We start from the raw sequence: 22,068 nt of genomic DNA, 5'->3' as shown, positions 1-22,068 counted from the left end.
GGATGCGATCAGGCGGAGCGCTCGCGGACCGAACGCGGACGCATGTCGGTCCACACCCGCTCGATGTGCTTGAGGCATTCCTGCTTGGTGCCAGCCGGGCCGGCGGCGGCCCAGCCCGAGGGCACCGCCCGGTCGGCGAACCAGATCGAGTACTGGTCCTGTTCGTTGATGACGACCTGGAAGACGGTGTCTGCGTCGTCGATACCCATGAGGCCTCCTCGTGGTGTGTCGGATACGGTCCGGATGCGCCGGTCAGTTCAGATGGCGAAGGAGCTGGTCGATCTCGTCGTCGGACATCCCGGCGAGTTGGGCGAGCAGCGCCTCGTCGGCGGTTGGCCTGCGGTCGCGGGCCCGTTCGAGTTCCTCGATGGCCGCGGCCAGACCGGCCGGGGTCGGCAGACGGAAGAAGTCGCGCACCGGCACCTGCAGACCGAACTCGGCCCGGACGCGGCTCAGCATCTTGGCGGCGAGCAGGGAGTGCCCGCCGAGCCCGAAGAAGTCGGCATGCACACCGATCACCGACAGCCCGAGCACCTCCTGGAAGAGGGACAGCACCCGGCGCTCCACCCCGTTGCGGGGCGGCACCTGCGCCACCGGCTCGCGCGGCGCCTGCGCGGGCGGCTCCGGCAGGGCGCCCCGGTCGATCTCGCCGCCCGGTCCCAGGGGCAGTTCGTCCAGGACCCCGAACACGGCAGGGACCTGGTGGCCGGGCAGCGCGGACCGGGCTCGGCTCCGGACGGCGGAGGTGAACGCCTCACGTTCCGCCTCGGTGCCGGCCGGGACGGTGCCGTCCGGCACCAGCCAGGCGACCAGACGGCTCTGCCCGGCATCCGTGGTCACGGCCGAGGCCGCCACCCCCGGGGACCCGGTGAGCACCTTCTCGACGCTCGCCGCCGGGACGGAGCGGTCCCCGGTGAACAGCCAGCCCTCACCGGGCCCGACCACCTCCAGGGCCCCGTCCCCGGCCCGGCGGCACCGCAGCCCCGCCGGCAAGGCGGCGCCCGCCCCGTCCGTGACGAACAGCTCGCCGACCAGACCGGCGGCCACGGGCCTGCCCAGCACGTCCAGCACACTGCGCACCACACCGCTGGGAGCCGGTCCCAGCCAGCGCCCCCGCCCCTCGTCCAGCGGGGCGAGCGCGACCGGGGCCGCCGTCACCCCGGGACCGGGGCGGCCCAGGAACACGGTGCGGCCGGTCCGTGCGAGCATGTCCACCAGATCGGGCGCCAGCACCTCACCGACACACACCAGCCGTGCCCCCGGCGGGGGCTCACAGCCTTCGGTGAGCACCCGCCGCCAGGTCGGCGGATCGGCCAGGACGAATGCTCCGGGCGGGCCCGGAGGAGCCAGCTGCACCCCTGACAGCAGCAGGCTGCGGGCGTGCGTCAACGCCATCAGCAGATCCACCGGTGACGGCGGGGAGCCGCCGTCCAGCAGCACCACGTCGTCCTCCGGGGTCACCGACAGCCGGTCCGCGACGGCCGTCACCGCGGCGGCCAGCGCCCCGTGCGACAGCGCCGCCCCCGCGCCCCCCGGGTCGGTGTCCTGTGGCGACCAGGCCGGCGCGTCCGGCCCTGACGGCCCGGTGTCCTGCGCCGGGTCGAACCGCGGACCGGTCGTGATCAGCCAGCCGCCGTCCTCCTCCTCGGCCCGCCGCACGAAGGCGCCCGCCCGGTCGTGCCGCAGCCCGTACGCGGGCACCGCGCCGACCTCGAACACCGCGAGCAGCACGGCGACCAGCGCCGCCGACGGCACCGGGGGAGTGGTCACCCGCACGTCCGGCCCGGCGATGCCCTCGGCGCGCAGCCGGCCGGCCAGATCCGACGCCCACTCACGCAGCTCGCCCAGCGTCAGCACGGCGTCCGCCGACGACAGAGCCATGCTGTCCGCGGGACGCTCCGCGAGCAGCTGCGCCACGGTCGTCCCCGCCGCCGGTCCGGCCGCGTCCGGCTCGCCCGCAGCCGGCACCGGTGCCGCGTCGGCGGCCAGGGGCAGCGCCCCCACCGGGGCCTCCGGGTCCCGCAGGGCGTCCGTCAGCACCAGCCTGTGCAGCTCCACGATCCGGGCCGCCGTGGCCTCGTCGTACAGGCCCCGGTCGTAGTCCAGCTGCAGCCGCAGCCCGTCCCCGTCCGGCAGCACCGTCAGCCACAGGTCGAACTTGGCCGCCGCACGGGACAGTTCCACCGGCGCCATCGTCAGACCGGGCAACCCCACCTCCGCTGGCGGGGTGTTCGGCATGGAGAACATCACGTCGAAGAGCGGGTTGCGCTCAAGGACACGGGTCTGCCGCATCTCCTGCACCAGCCGGTCGAACGGCATCCGGTCGTGCGAGAAGGCGCCGACACAAGCGTCCCGCACAACTGCGGCCGCAGCCCCGAACCCGCCGGACAGCGGCAGCCTGGCGCGCAGCACGAGGGTGTTCGCGAAGAACCCGACCAGCCGCTCCGCGTCCGGATGGTGCCGCCCCGCCACCGGCGTGCCCACCACGACGTCCTCCTGGCCGGTCACCCGGGCCAGCGTCGCCATGAAACCGGTGAGCAGCACCATGAACAGCGTTCCGCCGGACCGCTTGGCCAGCTCCTCCAGCGCGGCCGTCGTCACCCCGTCCAGGCGCTCCTCCACCCGTCCACCGTCCCCGCCCCGCCCCAGTTCGCGCGGGCGATCCACCGGCAGCTGCAGCGGCGCCGTACCGGACAGCGTCCGTCGCCAGTGGGCGATCAGCTCGTCCATCCGTTCGCCGGCCAACTGCTCGTCCAGCCAGCCGACATAGTCGGCGTACTGCACCGCCAGCTCACCGAGACCGGCCTCGCCGCGCTCGCGCAACCCGCGGTAGGCGTCGGCGAGGTCCGCGTAGAACACGTCCATCGACCAGCTGTCGCACACGAGATGGTGGATCGTCACAATCAGCGTGTGCCGGTCCGCGGCCTCGCGCACCAGGACCAGCCGCAGCAACGGCGGCGCGTCCAGCGTGAACGGCGCCGACGCCTGTTCCCGCGCAAGCGACTGCACCCGGTCCTCGACCGCTCCGGGCGGCAGGCCCGCGCAGTCGACCACCGGCAGCGCCACAAGGGCCTCCGGCAGCACCAACTGGTGCGGTTCGCCCTCGACCAGGCCGACCCCGGTGCGCAGGCTCTCGTGCCGCGCCACCACCGCGTTCACGGCCTGCTGGAGCAGCACGACGTCCAGCTCACCCGTCAGCCGCACCGCGCTCACCACGTTGTACGCTGCGTTGCTCGACGGGGTCAGCTGACAGACGAACCACAGACTGCGCTGCGCCGGCGCGGCCGGGAGCACGAAGTAGTCGCTGTAGTCACGGGACTCGCCACTACCGACACCGCCGGCGTACGAGGAACTGCTCACTGGGTTCCCGCCTCCCTCGCGGCCGATACGCCGAGCGCCGCCCCGATGTGGGCGACGACGCTCCTTTCGTGGTCCTGGACGAAGTAGTGACCTCCGTCGAACTCCTGCACCGAACAGTCCGCCGAGGTCTGCCGGGCCCAGCCCGCGTCCCCCTCCCGCACCAGCGGGTCCCGTCTGCCGCGCAGCACCCGCACCGGCACCGGCAGCGGCGGCCCCGGCACGTACTGGTAGGTCTCCGCCAGAGTCAGATCGGCCCGTATGGTGGGCAGCATCAGCCTGACCAGCTCCTCGTACGTGGAGAGGTCCTGCGGCTCCATCCCCTCCCAGGCCCGCAGCCGCCCCAGCAGCTCCGCGTCCGGCAGATGGTGGACCCGCTCCTGGTCCGCGTACTGCGGGGCGTCCCGGCCGGACACGAACAGCGCCGACGGCAGGGGCAGGTCCAGCTTCCCGAACCGCCGCAGCACCTCGAAGGCGACCAGCGCACCCATGCTGTGCCCGTAGAACGCGTACGGCCGCCCCGTCAGCTGTGCGAGCGCCGGTGCCAGCGCGTCCACGAGCGCGGTCATCTCCAAGAACGGCCGCTCCCCGAGGCGTACCTCACGGCCAGGCAACTGCACAGCCGTGATCTTCAACGCCGAGGTGTACCGCTGCCAGTTCTGGAACATCGCTGCGCTGCCCCCGGCATGCGGAAAGCACACCACTTCGCTGACCGGATCGGTGACGTCGCCGAAGGATCGGAACCAGCGGGAACTCGGTCGGGTCGGGCGCACCTCTACCTCCATGAGAGATGGCGAACGCAGAACGCGTCAATGCGGTGGACCGGTACCGGACCGGCAACTCCCACCGGGTCACGTAACGGAAATCAATAACCGACCTTATTCGTACCAGTTCCCTCGGAGAACACTCAACGACCCCATGACCGACTGAGAGGTGAGCGATAAGAAAGTGAGAGCCGAGTGAGAGACAGCGCACTTTTAATTGCTTCGGCGCCGGAGTGTGCCGCCGTCATACCGACCTGTCACCGAGCCCCGCACCCTCCGATGCGCGATCCGCCGATCCGACACCGGGCCGCCCGCGGCCGAGGGAATGGAGTCAGCCGATGCCGAGCCCAGCTCGCCCCACACTGGTGCACACCCTCGTCACGCACGCCGCCACCCGCGGCGACCAGACGGCCTACGAGTACCTGCACGACGACGGGCGAGTGGACAGCCTCACCTACCGGGAACTGCTGGCACGAGCCACCAAGGTGGCGCCGCGACTGCGCGCCGACTCCGGGAACAAGGGGCCCGCCCTGCTGCTCTACCCGCCTGGCCTGGACTTCGTCGTCGCCGTCTGGGCCTGCTTCCTCGCCGGGGTTCCCGCCGTTCCCGCCTACCCGCCGATCTTCGGCTCCACCGACCGCATCGCGGCCCGCTTCACCCGGATGCTCGAGGACTCCCGGGCCGGCACCCTGCTGGCCGACCCGGACGTGCTCGGACTGTTCACCGCCGGCATGAGCCCCGAGGCCATGCCGCGCGTCCTCACCCTCGACGACGCCGACGACGGCGACGCGACCGCGGACGGGAACCACGACGCGGACGTCCTGGCCGGCCTGCTGCGCACCGCCGCCGCACCCGAGGACCCCGCTCTCATCCAGTACACCTCGGGCAGTACGGGACAGCCGAAAGGCGTCGTCCTGGAACACCGGAATCTCCTCGCCAACATCAGAGCGATTACCGACGTATTCAAACTGGACGAAACCGCCCGCGTCGTCTCCTGGCTTCCGCCCTATCACGACATGGGGCTCATCGGATTCATCCTCACACCTGTCCACGGGGCATTCCCAGTCCGCTTGATGTCCCCCGTGCATTTCCTCAAGAATCCGCTCGCCTGGCTGCGTCAGATCAGCGAACTCGGCATCACCCACACCGGCGGACCGAATTTCGCCTACGACCTGTGCGACCGGCGCGCCGCCACAGCCGACCTCACCGGACTCGACCTGAGCACCTGGCGCCTCGCCTTCAACGGCGCCGAACCGATCCGCCCCGCTACCCTTCAGCGGTTCGCCGACCGCTTCGCCCCCCACGGCTTCCGCCCCGAGGCGTTCCTGCCCTGCTACGGCCTCGCCGAGGCCACCCTCATCGTCACCGGACACCACTGGACCGGACCCGACGACGGCATCGACGAGGACGGCCGCGTCGACTGCGGCCCCGTCATCGACGGACACACCCTCGTCCTGGTCGACCCCGACACGGGCACACCCGTCCCCGAAGGCGCCGAGGGCGAGATCTGGATCAGCGGCCCCAGCATCAGCAACGGCTACTGGAACAGCACGGGCACCCCCGCCGACGACCTCTTCGGCGTCCTCGACGGCACCCGCCGTCTGCGGACCGGCGACCTCGGCCGGCTGCGCGCCGGACACCTCACCGTCACCGGCCGCCGCAAGGACGTCCTCATCCAGAACGGCGTCAACCACCACGCCCACGACCTGTGTTCCGCCGCGACCGAGGACAACCCCGCCGTACGGCCCACCGCCGCCGCCTTCGCCGGATCCGACGACGAGGTCGTCATCGCCGTCGAGGTCGCCGACCGGAACCACGACACGGCGGCCCTCGCCGCCGACATCCGCACCCGCGTCCTCACCGCCACCGGCGTCCGCGTCCACACCGTGGTCCTCTGCCCGCCCCGCACCATCCCCCGCACCACCAGCGGGAAAGTCCAGCACTCCCTGGCCCGCACCCGCCACCTCGAGGGCAGCCTCGGCGGAACCGCCGTCACCGCCACACCGGTCACCGCCACCGCCGAGGAGGACACGGAACTCCTCACCCTTTTCCTCTCCTCCATCTTCGCCGCCGTCTGCCAGGTCCCCTCCTGCGGACCCGACGAGACCCTCGTCGCCATGGGCGGGGACTCCCTGCGGGCCGCCGAGATCGCCGCCGTCGCCGAGGACGCCCTCACCCTCCAGGTACGGGTCGAGGACGTGCTCCGCGCCCAGACACCCCGAGAACTCACCGCCCGCCTCGCCCGGCGCTGGGCCGACGACGAACTGCCCTACGCCGACGCCCTGGAACGCGTCAGGACCTTGATGTCCCACGACTGACGCCGCCGACACCCACCCCCCGGCAACCCAGCGGAGAACCACGTCCGGTGACCACACGGAGGACGACACCTGTGTCTGACAACCTTCAGGTATCCGCCGACCTCGGCCGCGACCTCCTCGCCCGCTGGCGTGCCCGCACACCGGACACCACCGCACCCGCCGCCCCCCAGGCCAGCCCCATCCAGCTCGGCCTGCGGCTGTTCGAGGAGATCCACCCAGGCACCGCCGCCAACATCCTCCGCTACGACGCCGAGACCAACGGCTCCCTCGACACCGACCGCCTCGCCACCGCCCTGCGCACCCTCACCCGCCGACACGCCGTGCTACGCACCACCTTCCCCACCGGGGACCGCACCCAGTGCGCCGTCACCCCGGAAGCCGAAGCCGCACCCGACCTCACCGTCACCGACCTCTCCGACCTCGACCGCGACGCCGGCCACGCCCGGGCGCGCGCCGAGGCGGACGCCCGCGCCGCCGCAGCCATGGACCTCGCGACCGGCCCGCTGTGGCGCGTCGCCGTCTGGACCCTCGCCGACGGCACCGCCCGGCTGCAGCTCCTCGCCCACCACATCGTGGCCGACGGCTGGTCCCTGGGAGTGTTCCTCGCCGAACTCGACACCCTCTACGCCGGCCGGCCCCTCGGCCCGGCCACCCCGCTGCCCGTGGTCCCCGCCACCCCCGACCCGGCCGACCTCGCCGCCTGGCGTGACCGCCTGGCCGGTGCTCGACCGCTCTCTCTGCCCACGGACCAACCCCGGCCGAACACCCGCCGCTTCCGCTCCGGCCACATCGATGTCACCGTGGACGCCGAACTCATGGGCCGCGTACAGGACCTGGCCGACAGCAACGCGATGACACCTTTCATGGTGCTGCTCACCGCCTTCCATCTGACGCTGGCGCGGACGGCCGGACACTCGGACATCACCGTCGGGTCACCCATCGCGACCCGTGAACGCCACCGCGCGCCAGGAGCCATCGGCCCCCTCGCGACCATGCTCGCGCTGCGCACCGACACCACCGGTGCCCGCACCGTCCGCGAGGCGCTCCACGCGGTCCGGGACACTTGCCTCGACGCCTACAGCGGTGCCCATGTGCCCATCGAGACCGTGGCGGAGCAGCTCGGCCGGCGGGGCGCCGCCCTGTTCGACGTCCTCTTCGTGCTCCAGCCGCGTCCGGCCGAGGCCCGCCTCGGGGACCTGCAGGTCCGGCCGATGGTGATGGCACCCGTCACCATCCGCAACGACGTCGAGCTGTACCTCTGGCAGGGCGACGACGGCGTCACCGGCTTCCTGGCCTACGACACGGACCTGTACTCCGCCGACACCGCCACCCTCCTCGCCGACCGCTTCCTCACCGCTCTGTCCGCGTTGGTGGAGTGCCCGGATGCTGTGGTGGCGGAGGTGGATGTGCGGTCGGTGGGGGAGCGGGAGCGGGTGGGTGTGCTGTCGGCGGGTGTGCCGTTGGCGGGTGGGGTGGTGGGTCGGGTGGAGGAGTTGGTGGAGGGGGTGGTTGATCGCTTGGGTGGTGCGGGTGTGGCGGTGCGGTGTGCGGGGGAGGTGTTGTCGTTCGGGGAGTTGGAGGCGCGGGCGAACCGGTTGGCGTGGGGTTTGCGTGGTGCTGGGGTGGGGCCCGGTGACGTGGTGGGTGTGTTGTTGCCGAGGTCGGTGGACCTGGTGGTTGCTCTGCTGGGTGTGTTGAAGTCGGGTGCGGGTTATGTGCCGATGGACCCGGGTTATCCGGGTGAGCGTGTCGACTTCATGGTTGAGGACTCGGGTGTCTCGGTGGTGTTGAGGTCGGTCGAGGACTTCCCGGACGGGGGCCGCACGGACCGGGTGCCGGTGGTGGGAGACGGTTCGGATGTGGCGTATGTGATTTATACGTCGGGTTCGTCGGGGCGTCCGAAGGGGGTGGTGATCGAGCACGCGCAGGTGGTGGCGATGTTGTCGTGGGCGGGCCGGGTGTTCTCGGATGAGGAGTTGTCGCAGACGCTGGCTGCGACGTCGGTGTCGTTCGACCTGTCTGTGTTCGAGATCTTTGCTCCGCTGTCGGTGGGCGGGACGGTGCATCTGGTTCCGGACAATGCGCTGGACCTGATTGCGCATCCGGGCCGGTATGTGGATGTGACGTTGGTGAACACGGTTCCGTCGGTGGTGCGTGAGCTGTTGGCGGCCGGTGCGATTCCTCCTCGTGCGCGGACGGTGAATCTGGCTGGTGAGCCGTTGGCGCCGGGCCTGGTTGCGGAGTTGTATGCGCATCCGGTGATCGGTGTGGTGAACAACCTGTACGGGCCGAGTGAGGACACCACCTACTCGACACACGCGGTCACTGTTTCCGGTGATGCGCGGACGCCGATCGGCCGGCCTGTCGACGGGACACGGGCTCACGTCCTCGACGGGTGTCTGCGGCCGGTGGTTGTGGGTGCGGTGGGTGAGTTGTATCTGTCGGGGGCCGGTGTCACCCGTGGCTACCATGGCCGGCCTGGGCTGACCGCGGAGCGGTATCTGCCCGATCCGTTCTCCTCGGACGGATCCAGGATGTATCGCACGGGAGATCTCGTGCGCTGGCGTCCTGACGGGCAGTTGGAGTATCTGGGCCGCGCCGACGGGCAGGTGAAGATCCGCGGTCACCGTGTCGAACTCGGCGAGGTGGAGGAGGTTCTGCGCCGGCACCCGCAGGTGTCGGAGGCTGTGGTCGTCGCCCGCCCGGACACGACCGGGTCACTGCGGCTGGCCGCCTACATCGTCTCTCACGGGGCCGAGGGTGACGTTCCCTGCGACCTGCCCTCCCATGCACGTGCCTGGCTTCCGGATTTCATGGTTCCCTCGGCTGTGGTCGCTCTCGAGGAGTTGCCTCTCCTCCCCAACGGCAAGATCGACCGCTCTGCTCTTCCCGACCCCGCCCCCGGCGCGGACCGCACCTCCTTGCGCCCTCCGTCCGGGCCGGCCGAAGAACTGATCGCCCGTGTCTGGGCCGAGCTCCTCGGTATCACCCGGATCGGCGCGGACGACGACTTCTTCGCCCTCGGCGGACACTCCCTCCTCGCCACCCGGCTCACCCACCGGCTCGGCGAGGCCCTCGGCACCCACATACCGCTCCACCTCGTCTTCGAACACCCCACCCTCACCGACCTCGCCGCCCACCTCGACCGACCGGGGAAGGCCCGCCCGCCCATACCAGTCGCACCGCGCATCCCGAACCCCGACGGCACCGTCGTCTTCCCTGCCACGTCCGGCCAGAAGCGACTGTGGCTGCTGTGCGCCCTGGACCCGCAGGCGAATCTCGCCTACACACTGAACGGCGGTGCCAGGATCACCGGCCGGCTCGACGCCCCGGCCTTGGCGCGGGCGATCGAAGAGGTCGCCCGCCGCCACGAGGTGCTGCGGACCACCCTGCGCGAGGAGAACGGCGAGGTCGTCCAGGTCGTCCACCCCGTCTGGTCCGGCACGGTGGCAGTCGATACGTACGCGTCCCCGCAGTGCGACGAGGCCGAACTGCTGACAGCCTGGCGTCACTCCACGGTGGACCTTGCCGAAGGCCCGCTCTTCCGCGCGCGGATCATCCGCCGCGCCGAGGACGTCCACCTTCTCCTGCTGTCCCTGCATCACACCATCGCCGACGGCTGGACACTCATCAGCCTGCTGGACGAGATCGCCGCCGTCTACGCCGCCCTCGGCCAAGGCCACCCCCTGCCCTCGGCTCCCACCCTCCACTACGGCGACTTCGCCCGGATGCGAGCTGCCGAGCCGACGTCCGAGGACGACAGCGGGCTCGTTCACTGGCGTGAGCGGCTCGCGGGAGTGCGTCCTCTGGACGTCCCGACCGACCACCCGCGTCCAGCACGGCGCACCCACAACGGTGCGGCCGTCCCGGTGGAGCTGAGCGCCGAGGCGGTCGGGGGCATCGCACGCCGTACCGGCACGACCCCGTTCGCCGTTGTCGCCACCGCGGTCACTGTCGTCCTCGCCGCTCTGTCGGGCAGCGACGACGTGACCATCGGCATCCCGACCAGCGGCCGCACCCACCCCGACACCGCCGGCATCCTGGGATTCTTCACCAACACCCTGCCCCTGCGCCGGACCCTGGACCCGCGGGCCACGCTCGCGGAGACACTGCGCGCCACCCACGAAGCCCTCGTGGAAGCACACGAGCATGCCGAGACACCGTTCGAGGAGATCGTCCGGCACACGACCCTCGCCGCCGACGGGCAGGCACGCAGCCCCCTGTTCCAGACGATGCTGGCCCTCAACGAAGCCCCGTCACGAAACCTGCACCTGCCCGGTCTGACCGTCAGCCGTCTCGACATCCCCCCGGCCGGGACCCAGTTCGACCTCTCCCTCCACCTGGAGCACGGCGAGGACGCCATCACCGGTTACCTGACCTACAACACCGATCTCTACGCGGACAGCACCGCCCGCTTCTTCACCGAGCGCCTCGCCTCCGTCGTCTCCGCGTTGGTGGAGTGCCCGGATGCTGTGGTGGCGGAGGTGGATGTGCGGTCGGTGGGGGAGCGGGAGCGGGTGGGTGTGCTGTCGGCGGGTGTGCCGTTGGCGGGTGGGGTGGTGGGTCGGGTGGAGGAGTTGGTGGAGGGGGTGGTTGATCGCTTGGGTGGTGCGGGTGTGGCGGTGCGGTGTGCGGGGGAGGTGTTGTCGTTCGGGGAGTTGGAGGCGCGGGCGAACCGGTTGGCGTGGGGTTTGCGTGGTGCTGGGGTGGGGCCCGGTGACGTGGTGGGTGTGTTGTTGCCGAGGTCGGTGGACCTGGTGGTTGCTCTGCTGGGTGTGTTGAAGTCGGGTGCGGGTTATGTGCCGATGGACCCGGGTTATCCGGGTGAGCGTGTCGACTTCATGGTTGAGGACTCGGGTGTCTCGGTGGTGTTGAGGTCGGTCGAGGACTTCCCGGACGGGGGCCGCACGGACCGGGTGCCGGTGGTGGGAGACGGTTCGGATGTGGCGTATGTGATTTATACGTCGGGTTCGTCGGGGCGTCCGAAGGGGGTGGTGATCGAGCACGCGCAGGTGGTGGCGATGTTGTCGTGGGCGGGCCGGGTGTTCTCGGATGAGGAGTTGTCGCAGACGCTGGCTGCGACGTCGGTGTCGTTCGACCTGTCTGTGTTCGAGATCTTTGCTCCGCTGTCGGTGGGCGGGACGGTGCATCTGGTTCCGGACAATGCGCTGGACCTGATTGCGCATCCGGGCCGGTATGTGGATGTGACGTTGGTGAACACGGTTCCGTCGGTGGTGCGTGAGCTGTTGGCGGCCGGTGCGATTCCTCCTCGTGCGCGGACGGTGAATCTGGCTGGTGAGCCGTTGGCGCCGGGCCTGGTTGCGGAGTTGTATGCGCATCCGGTGATCGGTGTGGTGAACAACCTGTACGGGCCGAGTGAGGACACCACCTACTCGACACACGCGGTCACTGTTTCCGGTGATGCGCGGACGCCGATCGGCCGGCCTGTCGACGGGACACGGGCTCACGTCCTCGACGGGTGTCTGCGGCCGGTGGTTGTGGGTGCGGTGGGTGAGTTGTATCTGTCGGGGGCCGGTGTCACCCGTGGCTACCATGGCCGGCCTGGGCTGACCGCGGAGCGGTATCTGCCCGATCCGTTCTCCTCGGACGGATCCAGGATGTATCGCACGGGAGATCTCGTGCGCTGGCGTCCTGACGGGCAGTTGGAGTATCTGGGCCGCGCCGACGGGCAGGTGAAGATCCGCGGTCACCGTGTCGAACTCGGCGAGGTGGAGGAGGTTCTGCGCCGGCACCCGCAGGTGTCGGAGGCTGTGGTCGTCGCCCGCCCGGACACGACCGGGTCACTGCGGCTGGCCGCCTACATCGTCTCTCACGGGGCCGAGGGTGACGTTCCCTGCGACCTGCCCTCCCATGCACGTGCCTGGCTTCCGGATTTCATGGTTCCCTCGGCTGTGGTCGCTCTCGAGGAGTTGCCTCTCCTCCCCAACGGCAAGATCGACCGCTCTGCTCTTCCCGACCCCGCCCCCGGCGCGGACCGCACCTCCTTGCGCCCTCCGTCCGGGCCGGCCGAAGAACTGATCGCCCGTGTCTGGGCCGAGCTCCTCGGTATCACCCGGATCGGCGCGGACGACGACTTCTTCGCCCTCGGCGGACACTCCCTCCTCGCCACCCGGCTCACCCACCGGCTCGGCGAGGCCCTCGGCACCCACATACCGCTCCACCTCGTCTTCGAACACCCCACCCTCACCGACCTCGCCGCCCACCTCCCCGATGGCACGGAGCAAGGGCGTACTCCGCCGATCACCCTGCTCGACCGGATCCCGGAACCGGACGGCACGCTCGTACTGCCGGCATCGCCCGGCCAGGAACGCCTGTGGGTCCAGTGCGCCCTGGACCCGGAAGCCAACCTCGCCTACCACATCAGGGGCGCCGTCCACCTGCACGGGCCGCTGAACGAGGACGCCCTGGTCACCGCCCTCCGTCACCTCGCGTGCCGCCATGAGAGCCTGCGCACTTCGCTACGCCAGATCGACGGCGAACTCCGCCAGGTGGTGGCACCCGATCCCGAAGTGCCGCTGCTCCGGACCACCACCACCGACTGGGAAGCGGTGATCGACGCTGAGACCCGGCGGGCCTTCGACCTCTCCGCCGGCCCTCTCTGGCACGTCACGCTCGTCAGTGCCGGGCCCGAGCATCACGTCGTCGTCATGAGCCTGCATCACGCCATCGCCGACGGTTGGTCCGTGGACCTGATCCTGAAGGAGATGGCCCGGAGTTACGCCGCACTCCTGCGCGCCCCCGGTACCGAAGCCCTCTCGCCCGCGCCCGTCCAGTACGCCGAAGCCGCGGCCTGGCAGCGCGAAACGGCGTCGGAGAACGCGGAGTTCTGGCGGTCCCACCTGGCAGGTATGTCCTCGTCCGACCTCTCGACCGACCGGCCCCGTCCTCCTCGGCAAACCTTCCGAGGTGACGCGGTCCCGCTGAACCTTCCGCAAGAAGCGCTGGCCGGCGCGGCACGAAAGGCGGCGACCACCCCGTTCACCGTCCTCGCGACGGCCCTCGCCGTCGTCCTCGTCAAGCTCACGGACCGGTACGACGTGACCCTCGGCATACCTGTCGCCGGCCGCGACCACCCGGACACGGCGGAGGTCGTCGGCTACCTCGTCGACACGCTGCCACTCCGTCTGTGCCCGGATCCGGGCGCCACACTCGCCGAGACCCTGGACGCGACCCGGGAGCTCCTGGACGGCGTCCGCGCCCACCCGCGCATCCCCTTGGAGGAACTGTTCCGCGAAGCACGCCCCCACGGCGACCGCGGCCCGCTGTTCCAGGTCCTGCTGGCCCTCAACGGGACGCCGCCCCGCTACGAACTGGCCGGCCTGGAGATGAGCCCGGCTCCCGTTCCATTCCGCACCACCCCCTACGACCTGGTCGTCCAGGCGGAGGAACGCGACGGCCGAGTCACCGGACACCTGCTGTTCAACACCGACTTGTTCGAGCGCTCCACCGCACAGCTCATCGCGGACCGGCTCGCCACGGCGGTCCACGCTCTGGCCGACGGTCCCAGCCTGACGGTGGCGGAGGTGGATGTGCGGTCGGTGGGGGAGCGGGAGCGGGTGGGTGTGCTGTCGGCGGGTGTGCCGTTGGCGGGTGGGGTGGTGGGTCGGGTGGAGGAGTTGGTGGAGGGGGTGGTTGATCGCTTGGGTGGTGCGGGTGTGGCGGTGCGGTGTGCGGGGGAGGTGTTGTCGTTCGGGGAGTTGGAGGCGCGGGCGAACCGGTTGGCGTGGGGTTTGCGTGGTGCTGGGGTGGGGCCCGGTGACGTGGTGGGTGTGTTGTTGCCGAGGTCGGTGGACCTGGTGGTTGCTCTGCTGGGTGTGTTGAAGTCGGGTGCGGGTTATGTGCCGATGGACCCGGGTTATCCGGGTGAGCGTGTCGACTTCATGGTTGAGGACTCGGGTGTCTCGGTGGTGTTGAGGTCGGTCGAGGACTTCCCGGACGGGGGCCGCACGGACCGGGTGCCGGTGGTGGGAGACGGTTCGGATGTGGCGTATGTGATTTATACGTCGGGTTCGTCGGGGCGTCCGAAGGGGGTGGTGATCGAGCACGCGCAGGTGGTGGCGATGTTGTCGTGGGCGGGCCGGGTGTTCTCGGATGAGGAGTTGTCGCAGACGCTGGCTGCGACGTCGGTGTCGTTCGACCTGTCTGTGTTCGAGATCTTTGCTCCGCTGTCGGTGGGCGGGACGGTGCATCTGGTTCCGGACAATGCGCTGGACCTGATTGCGCATCCGGGCCGGTATGTGGATGTGACGTTGGTGAACACGGTTCCGTCGGTGGTGCGTGAGCTGTTGGCGGCCGGTGCGATTCCTCCTCGTGCGCGGACGGTGAATCTGGCTGGTGAGCCGTTGGCGCCGGGCCTGGTTGCGGAGTTGTATGCGCATCCGGTGATCGGTGTGGTGAACAACCTGTACGGGCCGAGTGAGGACACCACCTACTCGACACACGCGGTCACTGTTTCCGGTGATGCGCGGACGCCGATCGGCCGGCCTGTCGACGGGACACGGGCTCACGTCCTCGACGGGTGTCTGCGGCCGGTGGTTGTGGGTGCGGTGGGTGAGTTGTATCTGTCGGGGGCCGGTGTCACCCGTGGCTACCATGGCCGGCCTGGGCTGACCGCGGAGCGGTATCTGCCCGATCCGTTCTCCTCGGACGGATCCAGGATGTATCGCACGGGAGATCTCGTGCGCTGGCGTCCTGACGGGCAGTTGGAGTATCTGGGCCGCGCCGACGGGCAGGTGAAGATCCGCGGTCACCGTGTCGAACTCGGCGAGGTGGAGGAGGTTCTGCGCCGGCACCCGCAGGTGTCGGAGGCTGTGGTCGTCGCCCGCCCGGACACGACCGGGTCACTGCGGCTGGCCGCCTACATCGTCTCTCACGGGGCCGAGGGTGACGTTCCCTGCGACCTGCCCTCCCATGCACGTGCCTGGCTTCCGGATTTCATGGTTCCCTCGGCTGTGGTCGCTCTCGAGGAGTTGCCTCTCCTCCCCAACGGCAAGATCGACCGCTCTGCTCTTCCCGACCCCGCCCCCGGCGCGGACCGCACCTCCTTGCGCCCTTTGTCCGGGCCGGCCGAAGAACTGATCGCCCGTGTCTGGGCCGAGCTCCTCGGTATCACCCGGATCGGCGCGGACGACGACTTCTTCGCCCTCGGCGGACACTCCCTCCTCGCCACCCGGGTCGTCAGCCGCCTGACGACACTCACCGGCGCCGAGATACCACTCCACCTCGTCTTCGAACACCCCGTACTTGCCGACCTGGCCCGCCTGTTGCCCGATCCGGCGGGCTGGCCGTCCGGCCCCGCCCGCATCCAGCGCATCCGACGCGTCAGGGGCGGAACGACCGCGGGGTGACATCCGTCCCCTCCCCCCACCCCGCTCCGTCCATCCGAACGCCGTATCCATCCGAACTCCGCCTTCTACGAGAACAGGAGACAGTGATGAAACAGGAAGAGAAGACACTCGACATGCCGCCAGCGCCCGTCGCCGACACCGCGCACACGGCGAAGCCGTCCGCGCCCGTACCGGACCTGTCCGAGGGCCCCCGAGCCAACGAGCCCGCCATGCTGGGCTTCGGCGGGTTCCTGCTGGGCTCCATCTCGCTCGCCTTCTACCTGAAGGACGTCAGCGTCCCGGCCAACTCCCTGGTGGCCTCGTTGCCCATCATGGTGTTCGCCAGCACCATCATGCTGCTGATGGCATCTGTCTGGGCGATGCGCCTGGGCGACGGGGTGTTCGCGGCTGTGTACGGCCTCTTCGGGACGTTCTGGCTCAGCTTCTCCATCCTCAGCCTCGCCCTGAACAACAACTGGATGGGACAGTTCGAGAACATCGAACAACGCCAGGCCACCGCCAACTTCGTCCTGGTCTGGGCCATCGTGATCATCCTGCTCACGCTGACCACCCTGCGCCTGCCAAGCGTCTTCACGCTGCTCTTCGTCGTCGTGTCCGCGACGCTGCTCGTGCTGTTCGGATCGATCGAGCAGGCCATCGACCAGACCGTCAACAACCCGCTGAAGCCCAGCGACCCCTGGCTGATCTACGTCGGGATCACGACGATGTTCCTCTTCATCGCGGTCGGCATGTACATCTTCGCGAGCTTCATGCACAGGGCGACCGGCGCCAAGAACCTCCCTCTCGGCAAGCCGCTGATCAAGAGCCGCTGACCCGACCGCCCCACGGTGCCGCTCACGGACTCCCTGCCGGCCCCACCGCAGACGTAAAGGAGGAACGATGACCGACTACCTGCCCCAGGTCGCCACCGTCCCCTTCCCCATGCCGCGCCCGGAAGACCTGCCGGGCGACGCCCCGGCCGTCGCGGCGGCGGCCCCCTCCGCCCTCGCCGCACTGGCCGGCAAGGTGGCCGACCCGGCGCACCGGACCGGTCTCGCCGACATGCTCACCGCCGTACGGACCGCTCGCGCGGATCTCGGCCCGGTGCCCAGCACCCTCGTCGTGGACGATCCGGGGGAGTCCCGGCCGAACCGCGACAACGATATGGCATTCGGCATAGAACGGCACTACGGCGACCCGCTCACCCTGTTCGTCGCGGCGGCGCTCAACGCCCACCTCGGCATCCTGGAAATCGCCGAGGAACGGGGCACGGGCCTGGACGAAACCGCGTGGATCGACCTGGTCGCGGGCTTCGACACCCTGGTGCGGTGGCCGACCGATCCCACCCGGCTGCCGGCGCCGTTGCCGGTGCCCGGCTGCCCGCCGTCGGGGAAACCCGAACCCCTCGACGGGCTCCGGCGCTGGGTGCGAGGCCACCATGTCTTCATGGTGCTCGCCCAAGGCGGCACCGTCGCCGTGAACAGTCTCACGGCGGCGGCCGAGGCCGGCGACGAGGAGACCGCCGCCACGGCGGCCGAAGTGGCCTCGCGGGTCATGCGGGCCTGCCGCGCCGCCCTCCAGTTCGCCGGAGACGCCAACCCCGACCAGTACGAGTCGGAGATCAGGCCCACCCTCATGCCACCGGTCGCGCCCCCGCAGATGAGCGGGTTGCGCTGGCGGGACCACGAGGCACTGGTGGCCGCGCTGACCGCGTCAGGCGAGGCCTGGTCCTGGCTGGCGGAGCGCCGCCCCGATGCCCTGAGGGACTTCCGGACCGCACTCGACGCCACGTACGAGTCGCACAAGGGCGTGTGCGGCCATTTCGTCGGCAGCCAGTCACCGAGTCTTCTCGCGACCAGCAGGTCCCACCGGCCCGCGGTCGGCGTCATAGAACAGTTCCGCCGACTGCGGGTGGGCACCCTGCCCGCCGCCCCGCTCCCCGACCGCTACAAGTGACCGTCCGCGCGATGCCCTTCGGTGGCAGGCACTTCGCGCTCCGCAGTCGCTCCGGACGGACGACCGCGAGCACCTTCCGAGCATCCCCTCCCCACGTAACACCGGGCCACCGGTCCACCCGCCGGCAACCGGTGGGAACTCACTCACATGCGAGAGGCAGGGCACTCATGACCCAGACCGCATCCACCCAGCACGGCGGGCCCGTCGAGCTCGACATGGACGGCCTGTCCCGGATCCTCTTCGGGCATGCGGCCTTCCAGTACCTGAACGCGGCCTGCGAACTGGGCCTTCCGGACCTGGTCGCCGAGAAGCAGGAGCTCACCCGGGACGAGATCCGCGACGCGCTCTCCCTCCAGGACCGCGCCGTCGACATCCTCCTCCTCGGCTGCACCTCGCTCGGCATCCTCGTCAAGCAGGACGGACGGTACCGACTGGCCGGGGTCATCAAGGACCTCATGGACGAGGGCGACTGGCAGCGCTTCGTGGACACCGTCGCCTTCGAGCAGTACATCGTGTACGAGGGCCAGCTCGACTTCACAGACTCGCTCCGCGAGAACCGCAACGTCGGTCTGCGGCGGGTCCGCGGCTCCGGCCGTGACCTCTACCACCGGCTCGCCGAGAACCCGCACATGGAGCAGGTCTTCTACCGCTACATGCGTTCCTGGTCCGAACTGGCCAACAAGCACCTGGTCGAGCAGCTCGACCTCTCCGGCCGACGTCACCTGCTGGACTGCGGCGGCGGCGACGCCGTCAACGCCATCGCCCTCGCCCAGGCCAACCCGGACCTCAAGGTCACCGTCTTCGAGATCCCGGCGTCCGGCAGCATCGCCGAGAAGAAGATCGCCCAGGCCGGGGTCGGCGACCAGGTCTCCGTCATCACCGGCGACATGTTCGCCGACCCGCTGCCCACCGGCTGCGACGTGGTGATGTTTGCCCACCAGCTGGTCATCTGGACGCCGGAGGAGAACACCGAACTGCTGCGCCGTGCCTACGAGGTCCTGCCCGAAGGCGGTCAACTGGTCATCTTCAACTCCATGTCCAACGACGAGGGTGACGGCCCCGTCGTCGCCGCCCTCGACAGCGTCTACTTCGCCGCACTGCCCGCCGAGGGCGGCATGATCTACTCCTGGGCGACGCACGAGCGGTGCCTGCGCGACGCCGGGTTCAGCACCATCAAGCGCATCCCCTTCCCGGGCTGGACCCCGCACGGCGTCATCGTCGCCACCAAGTAGGCCCCACCGGGGCCACGCACGCGGATACCACCGGGCCGGCCGCCACGGCGGCCCGGCGGCACCCCGTCCGGTGAGCACCACCGACCGCTACGGGCTCACCACACCAGCCCAACGCGACACACAAGAGGACGCACAAGAAGGGGACCGCATGCTCCACCCACAGCTCATTGACGACGCGGCGCGGATGCGCATGCTGCTGTACGGCCAGCTCGTCTCCAAGGCGGTGTGCACAGCGGTGGAGCTCGGTCTGCCAGAGGCACTGGCTGGCGGGCGCCGCTCCGCCGAGGACCTCGCTGGCGACGTGGACGCCCACCCCCTCGCCCTGCGCCGGCTGCTCCGCGCACTCGTCCCCTTCGACGTGTTCACCGAGGAGCCCGACGGCACCTTCGCGCTGACCCGCCTCGGCGCCACCCTGCTGCCGGACACCCCCGGCACGGCACGCCCCAGCGCCCTGCTGCTCGCCGGTGAAGTCGGCCGTACCTGGCAGGAGTTCGGGTACTCCGTCCGGACGGGCGACTCGGCGTTCACCCTGCTCCACGACTGCGCCCTCTTCGAGCACCTGGAGCGGCGGCCGGACCGACGCGAGGTCTTCGACCGGTCCCAGGAGGCCGGACTGCGACTGGAACTGGACGAGATCTTCGACGCGGTCTCCTTCGACCGGTACCCCACGATCGTGGACGTCGGCGGCGGCAACGGCCACCTGATGTGCGAACTGCTGCACCGCACCCCGGGCAGCACCGGCAGCGTCATCGACCTGCCCGGGACCGTGCAGCTCGCCGAGAAGCGCATCGTGGAAGGGGGCCTCACCGACCGTTGCACCGCCGTCGTCGGGGACTTCTTCGACAGCGTCACACCCGGCGCGGACCTCTACATCCTCAGCCACATCCTGCACGACTGGGGTGACGACAGCGCTGTCTCCATCCTGCGTACCTGCGCCGCCGCCATGCCCGCGCACGGTCACCTCATGGTGATCGACCTGCTCACCGACGCCGCCGCGGACGACCGGGGCGGACGCCACCGGCTCCCCGCCCTCATGGACCTCTACATGCTCTCCCTCTTCGGAGCGGCGGGCGGCCAGGAGCGCACCGGCGCGGAGTTCACCGCGCTGCTCACGGCCGCCGGACTGGAACCGGAGGAGACCAGGGTGCTGCCCAGCGGCATGGGCGTCATCACGGCCCGGCGGCGCACCACCTGACCGGTCCCGCACACCGCCCAGCCCGGACCTCGGTCCGGTGTGCCGCGCCGCGTCGTTCCGTCGCGGCCGAAAACCGCTGCCAGGGCGGCCGCGAGCCGTTCAGATGGGTCCCTCCCCCTTCCGTCGCTGGATAGGCACTCCCACATGACTCACGACCCCACCGCCGCCCCGCCCGCCCGTGCCGGGAAACGCGAATGGACAGCCCTGGGTGTCCTCGCCTTACCGGCGTTGCTCATCAGCCTCGACAGCACGGTGCTGCACCTGGCGGTCCCGCATCTCAGCGGGAGCATCGACCCCAGCGGCCTGCAACTGCTGTGGATCGTCGACATCTACAGCTTCCTGATCGCCGGCCTGCTCATCATCGCGGGCACGCTCGGCGACCGGTTCGGCCGACGCCGGCTGCTGCTTGCCGGGGCGGCGGGCTTCGGCCTGGCCTCCGTACTCACGGCGTTCTCGACCAGCGCGGAGATGCTGATCGTCAGCCGGGCGCTGCTGGGCATCGCGGGAGCGACCCTGATGCCCTCCTCGATGTCCCTGATCCGCAACATGTTCCTGGACGCACGACAGCGCTCCGTCGCCTTCAGCGTGTGGATCGCCTGCTTTCTGGTGGGAGGAGCGCTCGGCCCCCTCGTCGGCGGAGCGATGCTGGAACACTTCTGGTGGGGATCGGTCTTCCTGCTGAGCGTGCCCGCGATGGTGCTGCTGCTGATGCTGGGGCCGGTGCTGCTCCCCGAATACCGCGACCCGAGCCCCGGCAGTATCGACCCCGCGAGCGTGCTGCTGCTGGTGACATCCCTGCTGACGACGGTGTACGGGCTCAAGGTGCTCGCAGGTGAGGGCTTCGACGTCCTGCCAGCGGCGCTGCTCCTCGCCGGGCTCGCACTGGCCGTGGTCTTCGCCGTACGACAGCGGCGCCTCACCCACCCCCTGCTGGACCCCGCTCTGTTCCGTGAGCGCACCTTCACCGTCTCGCTCGCCACCATGGGCGTCGCACTCTTCGTGATGTCGGGCTCGCAGTTCTTCGTCGCGCAGTACCTCCAGATGGTGGTGGGGCTGTCGCCACTGGAGACGGGACTGGCGTCGTTGCCCGGCAGTGTCGGCGGGGTGATGGGCGCCCTGCTGGCCCCGGTGGCACTGCGCTGGATGCGGTCCGCGTACGTGATGACGGCGGGGCTCACCATGGCCATGATCGGTTTCGCCGTACTGACCCAGGTCGAGGCGGAGGGCGGTCTCGTCCCGGTGATGATCGCGGTGGGGATGCTCAACTTCGGTGTGGCTCCGACCATCGCGCTCGGCACCGACATGATGATCGAGTCCGCGCCGCCCGAGAAGGCCGGGGCGGTCTCCGCGATCTCCGAGACCTGCCAGGAACTCGGGCTGGGCATGGGCGTCGCGATCCTCGGCAGCGTCGGGACCGCGGTATACCGCGCCGAGGTCGCGGACACCCTGCCCGCCGGCGTGGCCTCCCGCGCCCAGGACACCATCGGTTCGGCCGTGGACGAGGCCGGGCGGCTGCCGGACGAGCTCGGCACGACGGTCCTCGCCGCGGCCCGCGAGGCGTTCACCGAAAGCCTCCTCTACGTCAGCGTCATCTGCACGGTGGTGACCCTGCTGATCGTGGTCACCATCGCGGTGCTGCGCCCGACTCCCGGGGACAACGGTCATGCTCTGGACGGGGCGGACGAGTTGAACGGTCCCGGCGGCGCCGAGGTGCCGTCGCGTACCTCCTGAAGAGGGACCGTTCCGCCGGGCCCGCGCCCACAGCGTCCCAAATCATCCCTCATTGCGACGTATTTACCCGCGCTATACCAGTCAATCGGTTCTCCGTACCGCACACCAAGACTCTGGCGCGCAACAGACTCACGGACTCCGTTTGTGAAAGGAGACCCGGCGAAAGTC

10 protein-coding genes are annotated in these 22,068 nt (G+C 70.2%); 7 read left to right on the top strand and 3 right to left on the bottom strand.

From position 1 onward, the window contains the following. Positions 1-8: 8 nt before the first annotated feature. From GSY65_RS00570 to GSY65_RS00560, 3 genes are read right to left on the bottom strand one after another with little or no spacing between them, the layout of a single operon-like run. Positions 9-209: an MbtH family protein gene (locus GSY65_RS00570; protein ID WP_159765226.1), complete on the bottom strand. Its 201-nt coding sequence runs from the start codon at positions 207-209 to the stop codon at positions 9-11. A gap of 43 nt (positions 210-252) precedes the next feature. Then, complete coding sequence (locus GSY65_RS00565; protein ID WP_159765224.1) at positions 253-3,360, bottom strand: condensation domain-containing protein; 3,108 nt, start codon at positions 3,358-3,360, stop codon at positions 253-255. Next, on the bottom strand, positions 3,357-4,142 hold the full coding sequence (locus GSY65_RS00560) for a thioesterase II family protein (RefSeq protein WP_268978177.1): 786 nt from the start codon (positions 4,140-4,142) through the stop codon (positions 3,357-3,359). The genes GSY65_RS00565 and GSY65_RS00560 overlap by 4 nt, the downstream gene beginning before the upstream one ends. A 317-nt stretch (positions 4,143-4,459) precedes the next feature. Between GSY65_RS00560 and GSY65_RS00555 the strand changes: the two genes are divergently transcribed. From GSY65_RS00555 to GSY65_RS00525, 7 genes are all read left to right on the top strand, one after another. Continuing rightward, a complete protein-coding gene (locus tag GSY65_RS00555; RefSeq protein WP_159765220.1) occupies positions 4,460-6,439 on the top strand; it encodes an AMP-binding protein in 1,980 nt (659 codons plus the stop codon). A gap of 71 nt (positions 6,440-6,510) precedes the next feature. Beyond that, positions 6,511-15,807, top strand: a complete 9,297-nt coding sequence (locus tag GSY65_RS00550) for a non-ribosomal peptide synthetase (protein WP_159765218.1) — start codon at positions 6,511-6,513, stop codon at positions 15,805-15,807. An 86-nt stretch (positions 15,808-15,893) separates the two neighbouring features. After that, a complete protein-coding gene (locus tag GSY65_RS00545; protein WP_031024387.1) occupies positions 15,894-16,619 on the top strand; it encodes a GPR1/FUN34/YaaH family transporter in 726 nt (241 codons plus the stop codon). Positions 16,620-16,686: 67 nt separating this feature from the next. Then, positions 16,687-17,742, top strand: coding sequence for a hypothetical protein (locus GSY65_RS00540; RefSeq protein ID WP_159765216.1), 1,056 nt, complete (start codon positions 16,687-16,689; stop codon positions 17,740-17,742). A gap of 167 nt (positions 17,743-17,909) precedes the next feature. After that, complete coding sequence (locus tag GSY65_RS00535; RefSeq protein WP_159765214.1) at positions 17,910-18,974, top strand: methyltransferase; 1,065 nt, start codon at positions 17,910-17,912, stop codon at positions 18,972-18,974. A 148-nt stretch (positions 18,975-19,122) separates the two neighbouring features. Next, the gene (locus GSY65_RS00530; protein WP_236579639.1) at positions 19,123-20,169 is read left to right on the top strand and encodes a methyltransferase; all 1,047 of its coding nucleotides are present in this window, start codon (positions 19,123-19,125) and stop codon (positions 20,167-20,169) included. 144 nt (positions 20,170-20,313) lie between these two features. After that, entirely contained in the window at positions 20,314-21,900 is a 1,587-nt protein-coding gene (locus tag GSY65_RS00525; RefSeq protein WP_159765212.1) for an MFS transporter, read from the top strand. Positions 21,901-22,068: the final 168 nt, after the last annotated feature.

It is taken from the genome of Streptomyces sp. HM190 (assembly GCF_009857135.1).
In the GTDB taxonomy this organism is placed as follows: Bacteria; Actinomycetota; Actinomycetes; order Streptomycetales; family Streptomycetaceae; genus Streptomyces; species Streptomyces heilongjiangensis.
The sequence above is the reverse complement of the archived record's forward strand: the minus strand, read 5'-3'. Positions and strand labels throughout refer to the sequence as shown.